The sequence below is a fragment of the Desulfosalsimonas propionicica genome (assembly GCF_013761005.1).
Lineage (GTDB): Bacteria > Desulfobacterota > Desulfobacteria > Desulfobacterales > Desulfosalsimonadaceae > Desulfosalsimonas > Desulfosalsimonas propionicica.
Window position 1 is genome coordinate 764,111 of the sequence record NZ_JACDUS010000001.1, and the last position, 23,285, is coordinate 787,395.

15 protein-coding genes are annotated in these 23,285 nt (G+C 55.4%); 8 read left to right on the forward strand and 7 right to left on the reverse strand.

What is annotated here, in order from left to right; translation table 11 throughout:
* Positions 1–128: 128 nt before the first annotated feature.
* From HNR65_RS03295 to HNR65_RS03315, 5 genes are read left to right on the forward strand one after another with little or no spacing between them, the layout of a single operon-like run.
* Positions 129–1,421: a TolC family protein gene (locus HNR65_RS03295; RefSeq protein WP_220128263.1), complete on the forward strand. Its 1,293-nt coding sequence runs from the start codon at positions 129–131 to the stop codon at positions 1,419–1,421.
* Positions 1,418–2,590, forward strand: a complete 1,173-nt coding sequence (locus HNR65_RS03300) for an efflux RND transporter periplasmic adaptor subunit (RefSeq protein WP_181549998.1) — start codon at positions 1,418–1,420, stop codon at positions 2,588–2,590. The genes HNR65_RS03295 and HNR65_RS03300 overlap by 4 nt, the downstream gene beginning before the upstream one ends.
* Positions 2,583–5,732 carry an efflux RND transporter permease subunit gene (locus HNR65_RS03305; RefSeq protein WP_181549999.1) on the forward strand — a complete coding sequence of 1,050 codons (3,150 nt, stop codon included), beginning with the start codon at positions 2,583–2,585 and terminating at the stop codon, positions 5,730–5,732. Before HNR65_RS03300 ends, HNR65_RS03305 begins: the two co-directional genes overlap by 8 nt.
* On the forward strand, positions 5,726–6,403 hold the full coding sequence (locus tag HNR65_RS03310; RefSeq protein WP_181550000.1) for a response regulator transcription factor: 678 nt from the start codon (positions 5,726–5,728) through the stop codon (positions 6,401–6,403). The genes HNR65_RS03305 and HNR65_RS03310 overlap by 7 nt, the downstream gene beginning before the upstream one ends.
* On the forward strand, positions 6,400–7,671 hold the full coding sequence (locus HNR65_RS03315) for a sensor histidine kinase (protein WP_181550001.1): 1,272 nt from the start codon (positions 6,400–6,402) through the stop codon (positions 7,669–7,671). Before HNR65_RS03310 ends, HNR65_RS03315 begins: the two co-directional genes overlap by 4 nt.
* 51 nt (positions 7,672–7,722) lie before the next feature.
* Here HNR65_RS03315 and HNR65_RS03320 read toward each other — a convergent pair whose 3' ends face one another.
* The 6 genes from HNR65_RS03320 to HNR65_RS03345 all read right to left on the reverse strand — a co-directional run bounded on the left by HNR65_RS03320 (position 7,723) and on the right by HNR65_RS03345 (position 16,723).
* Entirely contained in the window at positions 7,723–9,753 is a 2,031-nt protein-coding gene (locus HNR65_RS03320; protein ID WP_181550002.1) for an acyl CoA:acetate/3-ketoacid CoA transferase, read from the reverse strand.
* A gap of 45 nt (positions 9,754–9,798) precedes the next feature.
* A complete protein-coding gene (locus HNR65_RS03325) occupies positions 9,799–11,121 on the reverse strand; it encodes a TRAP transporter large permease (protein ID WP_181550003.1) in 1,323 nt (440 codons plus the stop codon).
* Positions 11,118–11,633 (reverse strand): TRAP transporter small permease subunit, encoded by a 516-nt coding sequence (locus HNR65_RS03330; RefSeq protein WP_181550004.1) that lies wholly within the window; start codon positions 11,631–11,633, stop codon positions 11,118–11,120. The genes HNR65_RS03325 and HNR65_RS03330 overlap by 4 nt, the downstream gene beginning before the upstream one ends.
* 92 nt (positions 11,634–11,725) lie before the next feature.
* Positions 11,726–12,823, reverse strand: coding sequence for a TRAP transporter substrate-binding protein (locus HNR65_RS03335; protein ID WP_181550005.1), 1,098 nt, complete (start codon positions 12,821–12,823; stop codon positions 11,726–11,728).
* 458 nt (positions 12,824–13,281) lie between these two features.
* A complete protein-coding gene (locus HNR65_RS03340) occupies positions 13,282–15,069 on the reverse strand; it encodes a sigma-54 interaction domain-containing protein (RefSeq protein WP_181550006.1) in 1,788 nt (595 codons plus the stop codon).
* Between the two features lie 76 nt (positions 15,070–15,145).
* Positions 15,146–16,723: a B12-binding domain-containing radical SAM protein gene (locus HNR65_RS03345; RefSeq protein ID WP_232364624.1), complete on the reverse strand. Its 1,578-nt coding sequence runs from the start codon at positions 16,721–16,723 to the stop codon at positions 15,146–15,148.
* A gap of 163 nt (positions 16,724–16,886) precedes the next feature.
* On the opposite strand from HNR65_RS03345, the gene HNR65_RS03350 reads away from it, so the two are divergent.
* The gene (locus HNR65_RS03350; protein ID WP_220128264.1) at positions 16,887–17,384 is read left to right on the forward strand and encodes a YcgN family cysteine cluster protein; all 498 of its coding nucleotides are present in this window, start codon (positions 16,887–16,889) and stop codon (positions 17,382–17,384) included.
* Positions 17,357–18,592 carry a hypothetical protein gene (locus HNR65_RS03355; protein ID WP_181550008.1) on the forward strand — a complete coding sequence of 412 codons (1,236 nt, stop codon included), beginning with the start codon at positions 17,357–17,359 and terminating at the stop codon, positions 18,590–18,592. Before HNR65_RS03350 ends, HNR65_RS03355 begins: the two co-directional genes overlap by 28 nt.
* On the opposite strand, the gene HNR65_RS03360 is transcribed toward HNR65_RS03355, so the two are convergent.
* On the reverse strand, positions 18,573–19,760 hold the full coding sequence (locus tag HNR65_RS03360; protein WP_181550009.1) for an MFS transporter: 1,188 nt from the start codon (positions 19,758–19,760) through the stop codon (positions 18,573–18,575). The two genes, HNR65_RS03355 and HNR65_RS03360, sit on opposite strands and share 20 nt — an antisense overlap.
* Before the next feature lie 256 nt (positions 19,761–20,016).
* Here HNR65_RS03360 and HNR65_RS03365 point away from each other — a divergent pair, with 256 nt between their 5' ends.
* The gene (locus HNR65_RS03365; protein ID WP_181550010.1) at positions 20,017–23,196 is read left to right on the forward strand and encodes a sigma 54-interacting transcriptional regulator; all 3,180 of its coding nucleotides are present in this window, start codon (positions 20,017–20,019) and stop codon (positions 23,194–23,196) included.
* Positions 23,197–23,285 lie beyond the last annotated feature (89 nt).

Here is a 23,285-nt window from a genome sequence, read left to right on the forward strand (position 1 = left end):
TTATGCATTCCAAAATTGCATTTGAAATCCTTGGTTAAGGGGAAAAAAGGACAATGCGGAACCGTTTACGGACAAAAGGCATTTTTTTTCTTCTCTTCCTTGTCATCCTGTTTTTAAGCGCCTGCAGTATGGGGCTGAAGAAGGATTACGCAGCATTGGCGGATCAGGATCGAGAGCGGATCCAGCGCTGGTCCGTGCTGGATGAAGGGGAGCAGGCCGCCATTCTGGGGGATCTGATCAGTTCCCCTGAGATGGAGGCCCTTGTGGATGAGGCATTGGCGGCCAATCCGGATTTGCAGCAGACCTTGCTGACCCTGCGCATCAGACAGGTCCAATACCGGAAGACTTTCGGAGACCGGCTGCCGGAAATCAAAGGGGGCTATACGGCCGGCAAAGAGGAGGACACGGATCCAAGTTATACCGGCTCCCTTTCCATCGGCTGGGAGGTGGACCTGTGGCGGAAACTGGCCGATGAGAGCCGGGCGGCGGGAAAAGATGCGGCCCAGCAGCAGGCCCTTTACCAATCCGCCCGGGACACCCTGGGTGCCGAGGTGATGAAGGCCTGGCTGGAGCTGATCGCCACGCAAAAGAATATCACAATTGAAAAGAAACGTCTCGGTGTGCTGGAAAAAAACGAAGCCTTTATTCTGGGACGTTACAAGAACGGGCTGGGGACCCTTGAGGACCTGGACAGCGCCCGTACCCGTACGGCAAGCTCCCGGGCCAGCCTGGAAGAATACCGGGAAAACCTGGCCAGGCAGCGGCGGGCCCTTAACTCCCTTCTGGGGCGGGAAGCCGGGCCTGCTCTCACCCTGCCGGCCGATTATCCCACGGTCGTCCCCCCGCTGATTTCTCTTCCGGCGCAGACCCTGAAGCGCCGTCCCGACCTGAAGGCCGCCTACCTGGCCATTGAGGCGGAAAGCCTGCGGGCCAGCGCAGCCTACAAGGCGCTTTTGCCCAGCATTGATCTGGAGGCGGCCTTTGAAGACGTGGCCGACACTCCCGGCGCTGCCCTTTTGACCGATCCGGTCTGGTCGGTGCTGGCCGGGTTGACCGCGCCGCTTTACCAGGGCGGAAAACTGAGAGCTGCGGCCGAAATCTCCGGGATGGAAACCGCAAAAGCCTATCAGGCATACCGCGAGACCTTGCTTGATGCCGTAAATGAAGTCGAAGACGCCGTCGGCCAGGAGCAGGCGCTGAAAAAGCAGGTAAGGCATATCAACACCGCGCTGGCCTCGGCGCGCAGCAACCGCTTGCAGTACCGGGAAAAATATCGGGCCGGTCTGGCCGGGATGCTGGATCTTCTCAATGTCCAGGAGCAGACCTATGATCTTGAACAGCAATTAAACAACCTGATTCATGAGCGCCTGGTCAACCGGATTGATCTCGGCCTGGCGCTCGGCCTTGGAGTGAAACAATGATACGACGTTTTTCACAATGGTTCATTCTGTTGGCGGCCATTTTTGTTCTGCTGGCCGCAGCTTTCTATATCCAGCACAGGATGAAGGTGCATGCGAACCGGACGGTGCCGGTAAAAAAAACCGCTGAAAAACACCCGAATGTATCCGTCGTCACCGTTGATACCGCACGCTACCGGGCCAGCGTGAGCGCCCATGCAGCGGCTTTTCCTCATTTTGATCTGACGCTGGTTTCACAGGTGTCCGGCCGGGTACAGTCCCTGGCCGAAGATTTTGAACCCGGAAAGCGGTTGAAAAAAGGACACACCCTGGCCCGGCTGGAAGACTCCGATTATCGGGCAGAAGTGGCCGCCGCAAAGCAGGATTTAAGTGATGCGCAGCTTAATTTGCTGGAAGAAAATCGCGAGGCCCTGCAGGCCAAAGCCGAATGGGAGGCTTCCGGGGTAGGCGGGAAACCCGAATCCGAACTGGTGCTTCGCAAGCCGCAGGTGGCCGCCGCTGAAGCCGCCGTTGCCAATGCCCGCGCCGCTCTGGCAAGCGCCCGCAAGGATCTTGCCCGGACCCGTATTACCGCACCCTTTGATGCACTGGTGGTTGAACGTATGATTTCGCCGGGAAGCTATGTCCAGGCCGGTACTGATATTGCCAGGCTGTACAGTACGGACAGGGCTGAAATTTTTGTTTCCCTGTCTGCCAAAGATTGGTCCAAACTGCCCGGGGCAAGGCTGCTTGAAAGCGGCGGCTGGAATGCCGAACTTCAAAATATCGGAAACGGACAAACCTGGTCAGCCCGGGTCCTGCGGGCAGAGCAGCACCTTGAGGAAGCAACCCGGCAGAGGGATCTGATCCTTGCTGTTGATAACCCGCTTGATTCAAAACCGCCTTTTTTGCCCGGGACCTTTATTAAAGCGACCATTCCCGGCCGAAGCATGGAAAACCTCTGGAAACTGCCCGGCTCGGCTTTGAGCCAGGAGGGCGAGATCTGGTATGTCAAAGCCGACGATACGCTGGCAGCATTTTCGGCAGCAGTGTGTTTCAGCGATGAAAAGGCCATGTATGTGCCCGTGCCGGAGGCCTTGAGAAAGAGCGAACAGAGAGTTCTGGTTCATCCGCTGACAAGTTATATGCGGGGAATGCGGGTCCGGCCGGTTGCGGAGAGGGTCCATGAATAATTCGATGAAAGGGATTATCGCCTGGTTTGCCACCAACCCGGTGGCTGCCAACCTGCTTTTGGTCCTCGTCATTGTGCTTGGCCTTTTTCAGGCGGCAAACTTGCGCAAGGAAGCCTTTCCCAGTATGGAGCCCGACAGCCTGACGATCTCGGTCACCTATGACAGCGGTTCAGCCAAGCAATCCGAGGAAGGGATCGCGATAAAAATCGAGGACCAGCTCGAGGATGTCACCGGCATTGAATCGATCACCAGTTCCTCCACACGGCGGGGCAGCACTGTGACCGTTGAGAAACAGGCCGACTATGATCTCGATGTGCTGTTAAGAGACGTGAAGACCAAGGTGGATGCCATTTCCAACTTTCCCGTTGCAGCGGAAAACCCGGTTATTGAAAAAGCGGAGCGGGAAGAACATTCGCTCTGGCTCCAGCTCCACGGCGAGGCCGGCCGGCACACGCTGCAGCAGCTTGCCGATGAACTCAAAACAGATCTGCTCGCCAATCCTTATGTCAACCGGGTGACCATTTCCGGGTGGCTTGATCCGATGATGGTCATTGAGATCGGCGAGGGGCAGCTTCAGGCTTATGGTCTGTCGCTGGCGGATGTGGAGACGGCCGTTAACCAGGAGTCTTCGAACACGGCAACAGCTGTGCTGAGAAACGAGAGTGTATATCTCCAGCTCAAGGCTTCGGAGCAGGCTTATTACAATGAAGCTTTCGCTGCCATTCCGCTTTTGACCCGAAATGACGGCAGCCGGGTGCGGCTGGGGGATGTGGCCTTGATCCGTGACACCTTCGATGATGACACCTCGGTGCTGTCGCGTTTTAACGGCCATCCCGGCATTGCCCTGCAGGTCATTACCACCGGGCAGGACGACATTTCAGATTCGGTTGCGGGAGCCCGGCAGGTGGTCGAAGAGTGGCGGAACAACGGCAGCCTGCCCCAGGGCGTGTCCCTTTCGAGCTGGTATGACCGCAGTACCATGATCACGGAGCGTCTGCAGCTTCTGATCAAGAATGCGCTGGCCGGTATCGCAATGGTTTTTGTCCTCCTGGCCGTTTTCTTGAACCTCTCGGTGGGGTTCTGGGTGGCCATGGGACTGCCCTTTGTGTTTCTGGGCACCCTGTATTTTATGGGTGATGCCTTTGCCGGGCTCTCGCTCAATGAAATGACCACCTTTGGCTTTATCATTGCCCTGGGTATCGTGGTCGACGATGCCGTGGTGATCGGAGAAAACGTCTACACCACACGTTCCGCCCTTGGCGACACGGTGGAGAACACCATCAAGGGAACCCGGCAGGTGGCGATACCGACCCTGTTCGGGGTCTTTACCACAGTGGCGGCATTTTATGCGATTTCGCAGACCAGCGGGCACCTGGGAGAACTTTATGCCCAGTTCGCCATGATTGTGGCCATCTGCCTCATGCTCTCGGCCGTTGAGTCCAAACTGATTCTGCCCGCCCACCTGGCTCATCTCAACACCCGGCCGCAGGTGAGCAAAAATCCTTTGCTGCGGGGCTGGCAGAAGATTCAGACCGGCGCGGACAAGGGGCTTTCCTGGTTTAACCGGCGCTGTTACGGGCCGGTCATTGACCGGGCGCTCAAATACCGGTATGCGGTTGTTGTTCTGTTTCTGACGATTTTTGTTCTGGTTGTGACAATGCCTTTGACCGGTGCGCTACAGGTGAGTTTTTTCCCCGATATCCCGGGTGATACCGTCCGCGCCCAACTGACGATGGAAAATGATGCCAGCTTCGGCCGGACCCATGCGGCTTTAAATCTCCTGGAGGAAAGAGCCTATGAAACCGGCCGGCGGCTTTGCGGCACAGATGAGGGTGAAACAGGCATCGCCAATCTTCAGGTGCTGTCCGAGGCCGATCAGTCCGGATCGGTGAAGGTGGAGCTCAAAAAGACAGCCCCTTATGACATTGGCACGTTCACGAAACAATGGCGGGAGGCGACCGGCCTGCCGGAAGGCACCCGGACAGTAAGCATTCAGAACGCGCCGGCCATGGTCGATGCCCTGCGTGTTGAACTGCGGGCAAACGATGATGAATTGCTGAGAACTGCGGGCCGGGCATTCAAGGAAAGGCTTCAGAAAATTCCGGGTGTCAGCGGTATTGAAGACAATCTCGAACCCGGCCAGCCGCAGCTTCGTTTTGAGCTGACGCAGCAGGGACGATCCCTTGGCGTTACCATGGAGATGCTGGCCGAGCAGATTTTACAAGCGTTTAACGGCCAGGTCGTTCAGCGGTTTCAGCGGGGAAGCGACGAGATCGAGGTCAAGGTCCGCTACCCGGAATCCGCCCGGGAAAGCGCCGCGGATGTGCTGGATGCCAATGTCCGCACAGCGGACGGAACAGTGCTGCCGCTTTCCGCGGTTGCCAGGGCAGGCTACGGTTTTACCCGGGATACAATTGCCCGCATTGACGGCAAACGCGCCGTCTATATATCGGCGGATGTGGACAAGGACACCCTCTCTTCCACCGATCTGGTCAGTATGTTGCAGCGCGACATCGCCCCCGGACTGGAAAACCAGTATCCCGGCCTGGACATTCACTTTGCCGGGGAAGCCGAAGAACAGGCAAAGACCCAGACCTCAATGCTGAAAATGTTTCTGCTGGCCCTGCTCATCATTTATTTTCTGCTGGCCGTGCCGCTGAAATCCTATATCCAGCCGATTCTCATCATGACGGCCATCCCCTTCGGGATTGTGGGCGCCATGCTCGGCCACTGGCTCAATGATCTTTCATTGGGAATTTTATCTTTAAATGGTATCATTGCCTTGTCCGGGGTCGTGGTCAACGACAGCCTGCTGCTGGTTTCAACATATAACAGCTTAAAGGACGAGGAAGCGGACCTGGTGCAGGCCATCAGCCGGGCGGGCAAAAGCCGGCTGCGCGCCGTGCTGCTCACCTCACTGACCACTTTTGCCGGTCTGGTGCCGCTTCTGAGCGAGACGTCCATGCAGGCCCGGTTTTTGATTCCCGCTGCCGTTTCCCTGGCGTACGGCATCATCTTTGCCACTGTTATCACGCTGATTTTAATTCCGGTGCTCCTGATGATCCGGCATGATGCGGGAGAACGGCTTTCGCGTATCCCACGGCAAATCAAACTCTTACAGAAGAAGGCGCAGCCATGCTAAACGTGCTTCTGATTGAGGACGATTTCGATTTTGCGGAAACCGTGGGAGATTATCTGGAGCTGGAATCCATTGTCTGTGATTACGCCAGCAACGGCGTGGCTGGATTGCAACTGGTCGGGGAAAACGCTTATGACGTGATTCTTCTTGATTTGAACCTTCCGCGCCTGGACGGCCTGAGCCTGTGTGAACGGCTGCGTGCGGCAGGCAATGATACGCCGATTTTGATGCTTACCGCACGGGACCGGCTGGACGACAAGCTGGCGGGGTTTGAGGCGGGAACCGACGACTATCTGGTGAAACCTTTTGAATTAAAAGAACTGGTCGTGAGAATCCATGCCCTGGCCAAAAGGCGTAGCGGGCAAATCCGGGTGTTGCGATGCGGGGATCTGGAAATGAACCTGAAGGAGGGGAGCGTGGTGCGGGCCGGGCGGGGGATCCGGCTATCACCTACGGGCTGGAAAATCCTTGAGACGCTTCTTCGTGCATCTCCGGCTGTGGTTTCCAGACAGAAACTGATGGATGCGGTTTGGGGCGAGACGCCGCCGGACAGCAACAGCCTTAAAGTCCATCTCTTTAATTTGCGAAAAGCCGTGGACGGCCCTTTTGCAATGCCTTTGCTTCATACCGTCCCCGGAAAAGGATTTGCTGTCAAAGCGGAAGATGGGTCATGAAAAGAAAGATTCGTCTGAAATGGTTTGTGGCCCTGTCCTTTCTGGCCCTGGCGCTTGTTCTGGTTGCCGGGTATTCGTTTTTGAGTGCCCGGTCTTTTGTCCGCGGCATGGACAGTGTCTTTGCCGGCAACATGGATCAGGTTGTGGAAAGCTATGTCGAGACTGTCCCGGCAGGCAAGCGGCGGCCGCTGAACTTGTTCAGCGGCTATCATATCGCGGGGCGCTGGCAGCAGATGCCCGATGAGATCCGCAAGGTCCTGACACCGCCGGTTCAAAGCGCTGTGCTGCGAAAATACCATGACGCCGGATGGTTTTCTCCGCCTGAAAAGGTTTATTTTGTAATGCGGGTGACATGCGGCGGCGACAGCTATTTTATCAGCCGAACGGTTACCCGTGCCTCCGCCTCGCCGCTGGTGGGACGAAACGCGGCGCAGAACATGCATTTGCTGCTCCTTTTAAGCCTTTTCAGCGTGTTAACCTTGGTCGGGATCACCTGGCTGGTGATCCGTCAGGTGGAACGGCCGGTCAGGGCGCTTGGCCAATGGGCGCACGGGCTCAATGAAAGCAGCCTGGACGCGGTCCCGCCTGATTTTTCCTATCCGGAACTGAATGAACTGGCGGAGCTGATCCGCACCAGCCTTGGGTCGGTCAAGAAAAGCCTTGAGCGTGAATATCTTTTTCTGCGCCACAGCAGCCACGAGCTAAGAACGCCGATCAGCGTGATTCGGAACAATGTGGAGCTGTTGCATAAACTCCAGGAGCATCCTGGAGGAAACCGGGAATCCCGGCAGAAGCGGATTGTCGGGCGGATCGACCGCGCCAGCCTGACAATGAAGCATCTCACGGAGACGCTTCTCTGGCTGAGCCGGGAGAGTGAAGGCGAACTTCCGGCAGAAACGCTGGATCTGGAGCAGCTTATCTGCGATCTGATTGAGGAGTCGCGCTATCTTTTAAAAGACAAGGACGTGGATTTGATTGTCGGGACAGACGCCTGTCCGGTTTCAATCCCCGGCATCGCCGCCCGTATTGTTCTGGGAAATCTCATCCGCAATGCGTTTCAGCATACCCATTGCGGCACTGTCCGTATTACCCAGAAAGGCCGATGCGTTGAGATCAAAAACCATACAGCCGGAGAAAACGCGTCAGCTCCGGACCTTGGATTCGGCCTTGGCCTCCGGCTGACCGAACAATTGACAGAAAAATTGGGCTGGCCGTATAAACGCCGTTCAGAAGCGGACTGCCATCTTGTCGAAGTCTGTCTTGGCTGATCCGGGCGTACCGGTTTGCGGCCATGTGCCGGCAATCCCATGGCCGCCCTTTTACTCCGGAAATTGCCACGGTTCGTCTTCCCGGCCCAGGGCTTGCAGGGCTTCTTCGGCAGTTGTGTAGATATGGGGGGTAATGTCGAAGCGCAGCAGGGCATCGCCCAGCCGGGCCCGCAGGAAGGTGCTGGTGGTATAGCGGGTCACTCCGGAATACAGATCCTCTGAAAGGCGCTTGATCATCTGCGTGTATTCCGGTATCAGCTCCGGATAGATCTGGAAATTGTCATAGTTGACCACGGTATAAACCTTGTGGCCCAGCGGTTCCAGAATCCGGCGGACTTTTTGTTCCACCCGGCCGATATCGTCACGGCTTTTGATGGCATAGCCCTCAAAGTTGACGAAAAACAGGTTGCGCTCCCGGTCATAGAAAAGCCGCTTGTCAATTGACAAAAACAGCAGGTCTTTTTTCAGATCCATGGCCTGGTCTGAAAATATCCGGAGATCCATGATTTCGGGTTTGTGGTCCATGATGGGTTCAAAATCCATGTGCGCCAGAATATCTTTTTCCAGATCCACGCCCGGGGCGATTTCCACCAGTTCCATGCCCTTGGCTGTCAGACGGAACACGCATCGCTCGGTGATGTAGAGCACAGGCTGGTTTCTTTCCAGGGCATAGGGCCCGGAAAAGGTGGTATGCTCCACATGGTCCACGAATTTCCTGGCGCTTCCCTCCTGGTTGATGTGGAGTTTACCGTCCCGGATATCCACCTCAAGGCCGCCGGCGGTAAAGGTTCCCACAAATATCACCTTCTTGGCCTTTTGGCTGATGTTGATAAATCCGCCGGCGCCGGCCAGCCGGGGACCGAACTTGCTCACATTGAGATTGCCGTGGCCGTCGGCCTGGGCAAGTCCCAGAAATGCCATGTCCAGGCCCCCGCCGTCGTAGAAGTCAAACTGCTCGGGCTGGGAGATCAGGGCCTCAGTGTTGGTGGCAGCTCCGAAATTGAGGCCGCCGGCCGGAATGCCGCCGATGACCCCGGGTTCGGCGGTAAGGGTCAGGTAGTCGAGGATGCTTTCCTCGTTGGCCACGTTGGCAACGCCTTCGGGCATGCCGATGCCCAGGTTGACCACGGAGTTGGCCTCCAGTTCCATGGCCGCGCGCCGGGCGATGATTTTGCGTCCATCCAGGGCCATGGCGGGCATGGAATGCAGCGGGACCTTGATCTCAGAGGAAAAGGACGGGTTGTAGCGCTCCCCGAAGGTCTGCCAGTGGTTTTCCGGGTCGGCCACCACAACGCAATCGACCATGATGCCGGGGATTTTCACGTTTCTGGCGTTTAAGCTCCCCTTTTCCGCGATGCGCTCCACCTGCACGATGACCAGGCCGTTGCTGTTTTTCGCCGCCGTGGCCATGGCCAGGGCCTCCAAAAACAGGGCTTCTTTTTCCATGCTGATGTTGCCCATGGTGTCGGCGGTCGTGCCCCGCAAAATGGCAACGTTGATGGGAAAGGTCCGGTAGGCCAGGTAGTCGTTTCCGTCAAAGGAAATCAGCTCCACCAGATCCTCGGTGGTCATCTCATTTAGCTTTCCGCCGCCTTTGCGCGGATCTACAAACGTTCCGATGCCCACCGCAGTTATGGTTCGGGGTTTTCCGGCTGCGATATCCCGGTACAGATGCGAGATCACCCCCTGGGGCAGGTTGTAGGCTTCGATTCGGTTTTCAACCGCCATTTTCTGCACCTTGGGAACCAGCCCCCAGTGCCCCCCGATTACCCGCCGGATCAGGCCGTCGTGGCCCAGGTGATTAAGGCCCTTGTCCTTTCCGTCACCCTGACCCGCGGCATACACCAGCGTCAGGTTGCGCGGTGTTCCGGTTTTCAGGAAATGTTCTTCCAGGGCGACCGCGATGTGCTCCGGAAACCCGTTTCCCACGAATCCGCCGGTGGCAATGGTATCATTGTCGCAGATGATGCCCACGGCTTCTTCGCATGTGACGATCTTGCCCTTCTGGGCCGAAAACGGCGTCAGCGTCGAGAGTATCGGATGTTTCGAAGGTTTTTTCGGTCCTTTATATTCACGGCCCATATCTGGTTCTCCGTAATTTTGCGATTGTTGGGCTTTTTGCCTGTTTTAAATCAATCCCGCCGCCCTTGGCATAAACAGCAGGATATCCGGGAACAGGGAAAAAAGAAGCAATGCGGCCAGCATCAGCAGCAGATAAGGCACCACGCCCCTGTAGATGTCGGCAAGGGAAACCTCTGGCGGGGCGATCCCTTTGAGATAGAAAATGGTCAGGGCAAATGGCGGGGTCAGAAAAGAGGTCTGGAGTACGATGATGTTCATCAGGGAAAACCAGACCGGGTCAAAGCCCAGCTTTACCGCCACAGGCGTAAACAGGGGTACAACGATCATGATGATGCCGATCCAGTCCAGAAAGCAGCCCATGAGGATGATGATCAGCCACATGACGATCAGCACTCCCCAGGGGCCGAAAGGCAGGCCCAGGATGGAGCTTTCGATAACCCGTCCGCATCCCAGCCGCACAAAGACCGAGGTAAAAAAAGAGGCGCCGATGACCACCAGATAGACCATGGCAGAGGTTCTGGCCGTCCGGATGGCGGCCTCCACTAACATCGCGGCCGTAAGTTTGCGATAGCCAAGTGCCAGCAGTACCGCGGCAAAAGCGCCGATGGCTGCGGCTTCGGTGGGCGCGGCCAGGCCGAAGAAAATCGTGCCCAGCACCGCAAGAATAAGGGTGAGCACCGGCAGCACCGAGACGCAAAACATTCTGGATTTCTGCCAAAAGGTGTAATGAACACCCCCGTCTGCCGCAGACGGCCCCATTTCCGGATTGATAAAGCACCGTATGCCGATATAGAGAACATAGAGCAGCGCCAGGATCATTCCCGGAACAAACGCCCCGATGAGAAGAGCCCCTACGGAAACATTGGCCACCGGCGCATAGACCAGAATCAGGATGGAAGGCGGGATCAGTATCCCGAGCGCGCCGCCGGCGCATACCGCCCCGGATGCCATGGGCTTGTCATAACGGTACTTCATCATGGCCGGCATGGAAATAATGCCCATGGTGACCACTGTTGCGCCCACAACGCCGGTTGCTGCCGCGAATATGGCGCAGGTCAGCACGGTTGCAATGGCCAGGCCGCCTTTGAGTCGGCCGGTCAAAACGTATATGGCGTCATAGAGTCTGCCGGCCAGGCCCGATTTTTCGATGACAATGCCCATGAAGACGAATAAGGGTATGGCAATGAGCGTATAATTGGAAAGGGTTACATGCATTCGCAGCATGAAGGTGCTGGCGATGTGAGGTCCCACAAAGATGAGTCCGAAGACCGTGGCGACCCCGGCCAGGGAAAACCCGATGGGAAAACCCATCATGATGACAAGAATCAGACTTGTCAGCATCAGTACAGTTATCAGTTCAACACTCATGATTGTCTGTCCCTTCCCAGCATCACCTGAATTTCCTTGAGCAATTGCGAAACACCCTGGAGCAAAAGCAGGGCAACCCCGGCAAATATCCAGGTTTTATAGGGATAGACAGGCGGCATGGCGCCGATGGTCGATCTTTCCTGCAACGCCCAGGAGCGGAGCATGTCGTTGTACATGACCCGTCCGATATTGGTCCATGTCAGAAAGAAAAGTCCCAGAATGAAGATAACGTTTAACAAGGCGCCCACCCGCCTGGGCAGTTTGCTGGAAAGCAGGTCTACGCCCACGTGCTCCCCGCACTGCCAGGTATAGCCCATGGTGAGAATGAGAAAAAAACTGCAGATGAAGTAGGTCAGGTTCAGGCTCCACTGGGTCGGGGACCCGAAAAAGTAGCGGGCGATCACTTCATAGGTCAGCGTGAGAATCAATGCAAAAACCAGAAACGAAACCGCCTTGGATATTTTTTCATTGATCCAATCAATAACCCGAATAATTTTATTGATCACAACCATTGGAAATCCTTATGCTTCAATCATTCCGCCGCGATTGGGAAAAACAGAAGGGCCGGCGGTCCGTGCGTGCCGGCCCTTCTGTCTGCATCATGCTATTTTCGCACCGGCACCATGAATTGCTCGTAATCGGAAAACCGTTCCCAGAATTCATTGACCGACGCCCAGGTGCGGCTGTAGTGGTCGTTGCCACGCTTTTTGACGTCGTTGTCGATCCATTCCCACGCCTGTTCGCGCATCTCCCGCTGCACTTCCGGTTCCACGTAGGTGCGCTTAATGCCGCGTTCCTCGAAGTGATCCAGGGCTTCCATGTCAGCGACGTTGCTCTTGGTCCACATGTGAAGGGTCATGGCCATGGCCGCGTTATCGATGATCTTTTTGTAGAGTTCGGGCAGTTCATTGTAGGCGTCCTTGTTAAAGCCCAGCTCAAAAAAGCAGGTGGGCTGATGCAGGCCCGGGCCCGCGATAAAGTCAGCCACTTCGTGAAATCCCTGCTGCCGGTTTACCGCTGGTGTTGAAAATTCGGTGGCATCGAGAATGCCCCGGTCCAGGGCGGGATAGAGTTCGGTTCCGGGCAGCATGGTCACGGCCACGCCCAGTTCCTTTAAGACTTCGCCCCACCAGCCCGGAGCCCGGTATTTCAGCCCTTTCCAGTCCTCCATTTCCTCAACCGGCTTGTTGGAATGGGCCAGCATTTCCGGACCGGTCACGCCGCCGGGCATCACAACCACATTCTGGCCGGCTTCGTCCATCATTTCCTGGTAGAGCTCCTTGCCGCCGTAGTTGTAAAGCCATGTGGTATGCATCAGCGGTTCCAGGTGAAGAGGGATGGAAGCGAAAAAGGGCGCGGACGGATGCTTGCTCATCCAGTAGCCGGGCCAGGAGTGATAGGCGTCAATGGCCCCGGAGTCCGCGGCATCCAGGACTTCCAGGCCGCCCACTATGGCGCCTGCCGGCTGGACGTCGATGATGAATTTGCCCCCGCTTAAATCATTGACCCGTTTTGCAAAATCTTCTGCCATTTCATGGAGGAGCCAACCCTGGGACCAAGTGGTCTGCAGGGTCCAGCGCACTTCCGGAAGGGCTGCTTCAGCGCTTTGCTCTTCGGCCTCCTGGCCGCCGCACCCGGTAAATCCCACGGCCATTGAAAAAATTGCGGCCATGACCAACGTGATGGTTTTGATTCGAAACATGTCAACCCCCTTGTCTTTGGTTGCCCCGGCTTGAGGGCGGCGTCCTGTCCGGAAGTCGCCGCCGGCGGGGCTGTTTTTGTTTTGCTTTCCCCTGATTTCTGGCCGGGAAAACGAATGTTCGAAACATAAACAGTTTTAGCTTTAAAATACAAAATTAAAGAATTTGAACATGGACCGAAAAGCAACAGGCGTGCCACCTGTTTGAAAAACCCTTGAAAGCAGCATATTCATGACCCGGAAACATTGTTTGTACGGGAAAAAAGAGGCTTTGGAGGATAGTGGTGTCTATCAAAATAGACAAAGATGGCAAGAGCATGGGGCAGGGGTTGCGAAATCAGCTATTCCTGAAAAATAGACATGTCCCTTTTTTTGGACATATAAGCGTGAAGCCGGATTTCAAAGGCCGGTTTCCCCCCCCCCCCTTTTGCAGAAACAAGATCGACGGTGGTTTTAAAACTTTAATCCGGGCCGCTATTGCCGGCGCCAATATTGTACCGGTTTATCTTCTGATACAGGCCGGAGCGATGGATTCCCAGCATTTCCGCGGCTTTTTTCCGGTTGTTGCCGGCTGCGCGAAGCGCGTTTTCAATGGCGGCTTTCTCGGTCTTTGCCAGAATTTCGGAAAGGGTGCCGCCGGTTAACCATTCGGGTGCGTTCTTATCCGGCTGCAGAGCGCCGGAGTTTTGGCCGGTATCCATATCCAGAAGATAAATCGGAAGGTGGTGTTTCCGGACCACCTGTTGCCGGTCCGTGTTAACGGCCACGGCCCTTTCCATGACATTTTTAAGCTCTCGAATGTTGCCGGGCCAGTCATGGGCTTTTAAAATTTCGATAACCCCGGGGTCGATGGTTTCCACTGCGGTTCCGAGATCCTCGTTGACTTCCTGGAGCATCCGTTCGCAAAGCAGCGGAATGTCTTCGCGGATTTCGCGCAAAGGCGGAATTTCGATTTTCAGCACGTTGAGCCGGTAATACAGGTCCTGGCGGAACGCCTCTTTTCTCACCAACTCTTCGAGGTCCCGGTTGGTGGCGGCGATCAGGCGGATGTCCAATCGGATGATGCGTTCACCGCCCAGGCGTTCGACTTCTTTTTCTTGGAGCACCCGCAACAGCTTGGCCTGCATTTCCGACGGCATATCGCCGATTTCATCCAGAAAAAGGGTGCCGCCCTGGGCCATTTCAAATTTTCCTGGTTTGCCCCCTTTTTTCGCATCCGTAAACGCGCCTCCCTCGTAGCCGAACAGCTCGGATTCCAGAAGACCCGCGGGGATCGCCGCGCAGTTGACCCGTATGAACGCACCGTAGCGCCGCAGGCTTAAATCATGTATGGCGTGAGCGAAAAGCTCCTTTCCGGTGCCGCTTTCCCCCCGGATCAGCACGTTGGAGCTGCCGGATGCGGCTGTTTTGGCCAGATTCTTGGCCTGCAGCATTTTTTCGCAGCGGCCGGCGATATTTTTGAAATTATACCGGCTCCCCTTCAGGCGCATGACTTCGCCCTTGTAGTATTTCAGTTCTTTGGTGGCCAAATCCAGCTTTTCCACCATGGACCGGATTTCTTTGACATCCCGGAACAGGACCTTGCCCACGGCGCCGACGACCTCGCCCTTTTTGTAGATGGGAATCCGCATGACCACCATTTCATGGCCCTGTATTTTCTGGGTTTCACCGATTTCAGGCTTGCCGGTTTTCACCACGATATGCATGCGCGTGTTTTCGATCACATCTTCCACGGCCCGTCCCAGGGCATTTTTTTCATCAATTCCCAGGAAGCTTTGGTATGCCTTGTTAAACCGGGTTATAATGCCGTTTTTGTCCACAACCACGATGCCGTCATAGGTGGTTTCCAGAATCGTTTCCAGAATTTCCACTGAATTTTTCGCAGCAGCCAGTTCTTGGCTCAGCTTTTCAATATCTGTGGTATCCTGGAAGATGGCTACGGCGCCCACCTGTTTGCCGTCCCTGTAAACCGGAGAACGGTTGGAATAGATGCTTTTGCCGTTGATGACCACGTTGCGGCCCACATCGGGCCGGCCCGAGCGCAGGGTGGTGAGAAGCGAGGGCACATTAAACAGGGCATCGACTTTTTGGTCCAGCGCTTCCTGAGTGGAAAACCCGAGGATTTTTTCAGCCCCCCGGTTAAACAGGGTGATAATGCCGTGGTTGTCCACGGCTATAATGCCGTTGTGGGTGGAGTTTAACACCGCGTAAAGATGTTCCATGGAGCAGTTTTTGCGGTTGGCGGTCATGGGCGGTTCCCGATATGAGTTGAAAGCAATGTGTTTGCGGATATATCGATGAATATATCCTTGAAAAAAGGCAAAATCAACAGGGCATTGTCCGCCTTTTTTTCGGGTGCTCAAAGGCGCGGATGAAAAACGGGGCATGGTTGGCGCCGAATACCGGCGGGTCCCGGCGGACAATCGGGCGGATGGCGGGATGTTTTTTAAAGGTTTTTTCCAGAAACCCGCGCACCTGCGGCCGGTGCCAGCCAAAGGGGTGGTCAAAATCCCGGTACAGGGCAAGGTCGCCCTTGTAAAAATTTCTGGATTCCAGGGTTTCGGCCTCAGGGCTGTGTGCGGGCAGATTAAACACGGCCATGTTGAGAAAATCAATATATGGGCTGTGTGCCGCGGTAAATTCCAGGGTTTGGAAGGCTTTTGCACGGGTTTCGGCCGGTGTACCAAACAGCAGGTAAACATAGGCGGCAATGCCGGCCCGGGCCAGATTTTTGAGCACTTTTGAGGCGGTTTTCAGGTTAATGCCTTTTTCCAGGTGGTCGATTACTTCCTGGCTGCCCGATTCCAGGCCAAGTTTGAGCATCACGCACCCTGAGGCGGCCAGGTTGCAGCAAAAGTCCGGATCATCCAGGGGCGGGCCCATGCGCACAAACCCGTACCACGGGGCTCCGGGCGGTGTATGGACCATTTGGCCCAAAAGGGCCGGGGAAATGGCATTGTCAAGCAAGTGGATCAGGCGCGGCTGAAGCTGTTGGGTCAGGTGCCGGAGCTGGGCTGCTGCCGTGCTGCGGGCCACCGGGCGAAAGGGGCTTTTTTCAGCCTTTTCCGGGCAAAATGCGCATTTGCGCCACCAGCAGCCGTCTGAGGCGCTGTAAGGCAGTACAAAACCGGGGCTCAAATAGAAATTTGCAGTCAGGTCCGTGTAGTCGGGCAAAGGCGCTGGCAGCTTGCCAGTGTCCCGGCATCCGGCCATTTCCAACAGCGCCTTTTCCCCGGGCCCGCAAATCAAGGCATCCACAAGGCCCTCAAAGGGGTTTTTCCAGCCCGGCTGTCGCATCCAGGAAGTGATCAGGCCGCCGCCCAGAACGATTCTGAGATCCGGACGCAGTTGTCTGAGCACCCCGATCAGGGCAAACCCGCACAAAGCCTGGGACAAATAGTTGATGGAAATACCGGCCACACAGGGACCGGATTCCAGGACTTCTGCTGCAAGATGGTTTTGGTAATAATCATGAAATGGGTTGTCCTGAGGTCTTTGGGCGGCTTTGCGCAAATCCGCGCTGTTTACCGGGCTGAACCGGGCGTGGGTGAAATCAGCCAGCCCCGGGCGCGCGGCCGTGCTTTGGCCCGCATTGTGCAGCAGCCGGCCAAGATCTGACAAGGCGCGGCTGTATGCATCCGGCCGGGCGTAAACCGCCGGGTCCCGGAGGGCGTGAAGATGGTTGTCGCGGTGTTTGAACGCCCTTGCAGACCAGGTGTCGTTTTGCGGTAAGACCGTATTGAGCAGATGACAAAGCCCGCTGATATTGGCGTCAATGACCCTGCAGTCCACACCGCCGGCGCGCAGGGCCCCGGCCAGGCGGGCAATGCCGGCCGGCGGCTCGGCCGGTTTGGCCACGGGCGGATAAATCAGTGCAATCCAGGAATCGGACATTTTTGTCATCAATGGTTCAGGTTTTTGATTTTTAAATTGAGCGTTTCGGTACACCCTACGTCTGATCGGGAAAAAAGGCAACCACGGGGATGGGTTGGCAGGGCGGTGCAATCCTGTTTTGACACCCGGGTGGATTTGGAATATATTCGGCAATATGATCAAAGAGGTTTTTATGAACAAAAAATTCTGGCAATACAAAACATTTTCAGAAATGAGTTCTGCGGAGTGGGAGGCCCTTTGCGACGGGTGCGGCAGGTGCTGCCTGCATAAGCTGGAAGACGTTGATACCGGCGAGATTGCATATACCAGCGTGGCCTGCCGGTTTCTCGAGATTTCCAAATGCCGGTGTACCGCTTATGAGCACAGAAAATCCGCCAGAAAAGAATGCCTTTGCCTTACGCCGGAAAACATCTGCGAGATGACCTGGCTGCCAAAAACCTGCGCCTACCGGATGCTGTTTGAAAGACGGGATCTGGCCTCCTGGCATCCTCTTGTCACAGGCGATCCCGAATCCGTGCATACAGCCGGTATCTCCGTGCGCAATAAGGCCATCCCGGAAGATTGGATTAATCCGGACGATCTGGAAACCTATGTTATTGAACAAGACCTGGCCGAATCGCCGGGCAATTTAAGGAAAAACCAATGCAACAACCCCTGCCTGAAAAAATAAGGCTTCTGGAAATATTGAAAAAATCCGGATTTGAGATTCCGGATTTTATTTATCTCACAGCCGAAGATTTTGAGAATGAAAACTTTGGCGCCCTGGCGGATTTTCTGAAAAAATCCTGTCAAAGCTACAAAGTGATTGTGCGCTCGGCCCATCCCCTGGAATCCCGTTTCAAAAGCGGGACCTTTGATTCCCTGGAGGTCAATGCCGATATCGCCGGGATCCGCTATGCCAGAAACCGGATCATCACCCTTGCCAAAACAGCCAAAAAGCTCAACATCGAAAGACAGCAGAAATTCAACAACGCCCCGGAGATCGATCCCGAGGACATGGGCGTTATGGTCATGCCTTTTATCGAAGGCGTCAAGGTCATGGCCAAACGCATGGGAAAGCACTGGGAATTTGGCTATACCAATGAATTTGCCCACAAAATCCAGTGCGAGTCCTATATCACCGAAACCCCCCATGACATGACCCTGCTGCGCGTCTCCGAGCAAATCCAGGACAACCTGGGCTTTGCCTGCGAGATTGAATATATTGTTTCAAAAATAAGGGATATCCACGTGGTCCAGGCAAAAGACATTTCCCGTGTGGAGCTTCTGGATCAGGATATAGACAATCGCTCGGTGCAGCTCGACGGGATCCGCAGAATCCGGAAACGAAGAAATTACCGGGAGCGGATGATTTATGTCATGAACAACAAATCGTTTTACCTCGACATCATCAACCGGTGCGAGGACATGGTGCACGGATGGGGCGATTCGGCCTGCACCATAGATGATATTGTGCAGCGCATTGACGATTACGAGGCCAAGCTGCGGGATTTTGCCCTGAAACATGAACGTTTCGGAGTTCTGGGCTTTTCCATCAAGATCCCGGACGATCTTTTCCAGATTGCCAATCATTACCTGGATGACAGCCCTGAGCTGCAAAAGCAGCTGAGCCGGGCACTTTATGAAAACCAGTACAAAATCGATTATTTTTTGTCTGAGGCAGACACCATCATTGCCAAGGACAGAATCCGTCTGAACCTGTGCACCCATGATGCCTACGGCATTGACACCGTGCGCAATCCCGTGTGGTTTGTGTACTGGAAATACGAAAAACAGGATCAGATCGTCTCCGAACTGGCGGGACTGGGCTTTAAAACCGGCGATATGATCGGCATCGACATTGACATGGATGAAAGACCTACGATTTATCGCCTGTAGAAATACAGGTCTTTTTCCGGGGGCGGATCATGGCAGCGGCAATGATTGCGCTGGAAAACAAAAATCCCGCCACCAGGTAAAACGCCCAGGCAATGCCCAGCACATCCACCAGGGCGCCCACTCCCATGGCGCCCACAAAAATCCCGGTGTTCATGGCGGTATTAAACACCCCCATCATGGAACCCTGCCCGTAGAGATGGCCTTCTTCCGCGGCCAGGGCGCCCATGGCCGGCCATGAAATGGCCTCGCCCAGGCCGATAAGCGCGAACAAAAGCAAAAGTGTGACAAAGCTGACGGCAAACGGAACCGAGAAAATGCCGATACTGATGATGGTACTTCCCAAAAGCAGAAGCCGGTTTTTGTTGTACCGGTCGGCCAGGCTGCCAAAAGGCATCTGAAACAGGGCATTGACAATGGTGCGGCTGGCAATGACCATGCCGATTTCCGTGCCGCTGGCTGTCATGTGGCGGGTCATCAGAAGCGGCAGAAACGCGAAGGTGGGCACCATGATGATCATGGTGGCCATTCTGGCCAGCAGGATGCCCATGACCTTCCGGTGGTGGAGCATGCGGGCAAACACCGAAAGCATGGAGCCCTGTTCTTCCTCTATGGTCAGGGAATCGCGGCCGGGAAGGACGAGCGCCACCAGGGCTGCGGCCAGAAAGCTGAGCAGGGCCATGGTGTAAAAGGCCGAATTTCTGCCCCACAGGTCCAGGAAAAAACCGCCCAGCACCGGTCCGGCGCCGATTCCGGAAAAAATGGCGATATTGAGCATGCCCATGTAGCGGCCCACGTTTTTTCCGGCGGAAATTTCGGTCATGTAAGCCATGGCAATGGGAACGATCATGGCTGATCCGGCCCCGTGCAGGGTGCGGATCAGCACCATGTGTCCCACGGATGAGGCCAGGGTATAGGTGTAGCCGGTGAGTCCGAATATCAAAAGCCCGGTGATCAGAAATCCTTTTTTGCCGTGCCGGTCCGAGAAGCTGCCCACAAAGGGTTGCAGCAAACCGCCGCTTAAGGCAAAGGCGGCCACGATAACCCCCAGGGCAAACCCGGTGGCCCCGAGTTCGGCCGCATATATGGGCAGAATGGGTACGATGATGCCCATGCCCACAAAAACAATGAATATGGCCGACAGCACCGTAAAAAGAATGTATTTCTGCATAAACGCGGATCCCGTGAAAAGCCTGGGGCATGTATTTGCCTGTTACCACCTGAACTGAGCGTTTTAAAAATATCGGTTCCGTGAATAAATGCAATAATTATGTCTGGTTTTACAGAATTGCAGGGCATTGTACAAAAGACCGCCTGCCTGTTTTCGCCGGAGCATCCCCCGGTTGAGAATTGACAGCCTGAGGTGATTCCGTTAGGTGTGTCAATTTTGTCTATGTGAAACAACATTTTTGAATCGGGGCGGATCCATGAGCTGCAAAACATTTTTCCCGGAATCGGATAAGGCTTCAGGATGTGAAGCCATTTTGTCTTTGGCGGCCCTGTTTGAAGGCGAGTTCAACATTGACTGGCTCCAGGATTTGTCGGGTCACAAGGCATCTGCGATTTTTGCCGCCCTGGATTGGGGTGTGGAGAAAAAATGGCTTGCCCGGAGCAGTCCGGGTGATTTTTACTTTCTGGATTATCAGGTGCAGCAGGAATTCAGGGCGCAATTGCCATTTGAGCAATCAAAGCGCCTGCATGGGCATATTGCAGAAATGCTGAGCAGAAACCTTGTCCGCGGCAGGGACAAAACCCTGCGGGTGGCCTGGCACCTTCTCCATGTGGCCAATGATCATGACGGGTGCCGGGTGTTGATCGAAAACGGGGACATTCACCGCCGTCAATTCCAGGATGAACAGGCCCGGCATTATTATGACAAAGCCATTGAGGATCTCCGGCGGATCCCCGGTCCTGAGGCGGATGCGCTTTTCGTTAAAGCCACCCTTCAATACGCCAGGGTTTCCACGGACAGCGACAATCCGGCCCGGGTGATTGACATTCTCAAAGAAGCCATTGCCAGGGCCGAAGCCATTGGCAGCCAGCAATCCGCGGGTTTTCTCAGGATGCACCTGGGCAAAAGCGAGTGGCTCCGTTCCCGTTATCAGCCGGCATTGGATCATTTCCAAAGCGGGTGGGAACTGACCCGCAGCATTGATGATCCTTCCATTCAAAAGTCGGTGAGCATCTTCGGGATGTTCTATCATTACTGGTCCGGCCGCTACCGGGATGTGGTGGGGATTTATGAAACCCTGGTGCCGGACGTGGAAGACCGGTTCCCGAAAGGACGGCTCCCGCTTCTGGCCGCCCTGACCGCCGGGGTCTGTCTGGGCCATACAGGGCTTTATTCCCAGGCCCTGGGAATGCTGCATGCCATCCGGGAGCATGGCCGCAGTCTCGGCAACCTGTCCATATCCGGCCTGGCCGGGGTTTCCATGGGGTATCTGCTGCTGGAACTGCACCGGCCGGAGGATGCCATTGAAACCATTAACAACTCCTGGGAGGAAATCGAAAAGAGCAAAAGCCTGTATGCCCGGCTTGGCGGCCTGGCCCTGCTCGGCTACGGCTACCATCTGGCGGGCCGGTCCGATAAGGCTGTTTCCTGCATTCGGCAGTATCTTGATGACAGCCGCAAGTCGGCCATGACAGTGAAATACAGCGCGGTCATGCTCCTGATCGGCCAGGCTGCGGCCGAGGGGACGTTTCCCCGCATGGAGGGCCTGGATCTGGACGAAGAGATCCGTTATTCCATTGAAAGCGGAAACCTGCTCATGCGAGGGGTCGCTTGCCGCCACAAGGCCCTGATGCTTAGAAATTCCGGATTTTCCGGCAAGCCGGTGCTGGACCTGATCAGCCGTTCTATTTCAGACCTGGAAACCTGCGGGCACAGAATTGAGCGCGCCAGGTCCATGGTGGAAGCCGCCAGGGAATATATTCGGATGGGTGATGAGAAAATGGCCATGGAATATGCACAGCCTGCGGCCCGGGAGTTGTTTTCTTTCAATGAGACCCTTGTGCCCGATGATATCCGGCCCCTGGTCCGGAATTTGCGCTACGGGGAAAGCCTTCTTGAAGAAATTCTGCAGTTGAGCCAGGAGTTGACAAGCATCCGGGATTTTCGTGCGCTTTTGCGCAGAATCATTTCGGCTGCCAACCGGATTACCGGAGCCGAAAGGGGTGCCATATTCATCCCGGAGGATCAGTATCGCCGGAAACCGGTGTTAAAGGCTGCCAAAAATCTCACAACCAAAGACGTCACAGGAGATGACTTCAGGCCATCCATGCGGGTGATCGGCCAAACGGTGGAAACCGGCAGGGGCCGGATCATGGAGCTCGACACCACGAATTCGGACCGCCCGGCAACCGGCAGTGCCATCCGGTCCTGCATCTGCGTGCCATTGAAAATCCGCAATCAGTTGATCGGGGTTTTATATCACGACAACCGCCTTTTCCGGAGCGCATTCAAGGAAACGGATCTGGAGGTGCTGCAGTATTTTGCGGCCCAGGCCGCCATTGCCATGGACAATGCAGAGGCCTGGGAAACACTGCGGGGATTGTATGAACAAAAACAACTTGAAAAAGAGCATTACGAAAAAGAATACCTTGAAACCATCCATTTTGACGATTTTGTGGGCAAAAGCCCGGCCATTCAGGCCGTTTTTCGCCAGGCCCGGCAAGCAGCGCCAACCGATACGACGGTGCTGATTTTCGGACAGACAGGTGTGGGCAAGGAACTGGTGGCCCGGTCCATTCACCGCCACAGCCTTCGTTCGGACAAGCCCTTTATCCGGGTCCACTGCAGTGCGCTTCCGGAAAACCTGATTGCAAGCGAGCTTTTCGGGCATGAAAAGGGTGCGTTCACCGGGGCGGTTTCCAGGCAAATCGGCCGGTTCGAGCTGGCCAACGGCGGGACCCTGTTTCTGGATGAAATCGGCGATATTTCAATGGAGGTGCAGGTCAAGCTGCTGCGGGTGCTCCAGAGTCATGAATTTGAAAGGGTCGGCGGCAGCCGGGTGTTGAAATCCGATTTCCGGCTGATTGCCGCCACCAACCGGGATCTGGCCCGGGAGGTGGAGGCGGGCCGCTTCCGCCGGGATTTGTATTATCGCTTAAACGTGTTTCCCATCCAGGTGCCCCGGCTTTGCCGCAGAAAAGAGGACATCCCGCTGCTGGCCGAGTATTTTCTCGGGGTGTATGCCAATAAGTGCAACAAGAACCTGGAAACCATACCTTCTATGGAAATGGAAAAGCTCATGGCCTATGACTGGCCCGGCAATGTCCGGGAGCTGGAAAATGTCATTGAAAGGGGTGTGATCCTCAGCAGCGGGTCGTTTTACCAGGTTCCGGATCTCGGCAAAGACCACGCTCCCCCGGACCCGGAAATGGTTACACTGCGGGAAAACGAACGCCGTCATATTCTTCGGGTGTTGGCGCAAACCCGGGGAAAAGTGGCCGGAGCCGGAGGCGCTGCGGAGATTTTGGACATCCATCCCAATACCTTGTTTTCGCGCATGAAAAAGCTGGGCATCTCCCGGAAATCCACATTTGCCGCTGAAACCAAACCAGGCCCGGCTTTTTTGGCGGATACAGGAGAAGGCGCAAACTCATGATACGAAATATCGTTGGTTTTTGAAATTTCGTGATAGCGTTCTTTTCTTTTCCCTGCCGGTTTTATATAAACTTCTAAAATTATTATATT